The 661-nt window shown below is 46.0% G+C and carries 1 pseudogene; it reads left to right on the forward strand.

From position 1 onward, the window contains the following. Positions 1–661: pseudogene (locus R7Q48_RS27995) on the forward strand (AAA family ATPase); the annotation flags it as partial.

A 661-nucleotide genomic window follows, 5' to 3' on the forward strand; every position in this document is an offset into this window, starting at 1 on the left:
TATCGATGAAAACAGCACTGAGCTACTCGACGAATTGATCGATTTCGATGAAGACGAAACCGAGGAAGAGTTCGATCCGCTCAACGAATTGGAAGCGCTATCTGATTTTGAGGCTGAAGAAGTAATTGAGGAACTCGACGAAAACAGCGTTGATTTACTCGATGAGTTACTGCAAGACGACGATGATGAGCCCGTTTTAGAAGACGAGACCACGAGCGAGCTTGACCCATTCGATGATTTGATTCGTGAGGATGAGGTAGTCACTGCTGATGAGAGTCAGTTAGACGATGACTTGGTGGCTGATTTTGGTTTTGAAGAGATCGAGCCTCAAACGGAACAAAATAAAGCGCTTGAGCCAGAGGAAGAGAAGCCGCTAACCGCGCAGGTTGAAGAAGAAGCCTCAGAGTTAGAATTTGAATCTGGCTTAGATATCGACGCTCTACTGAGCGAGGCGCAGCCACAACCACCGGCTGCATCAGAAACAGAACTAACGAAATCATTACAAGAAGAAAGCGTCCCGTTTAATAGCAATGACTTCTTAGGTGATCTTGAGGAAATGTCACCAGAGCATGATCCTCTGATGACTGAGCTGGATGAACTGTTTGAATCTGACAACACCGTTCTTGAAGAAACTGAGCAAGAAAGTGCAGATTTTGCCGCC

It is taken from the genome of Vibrio sp. 378, assembly GCF_033339435.1.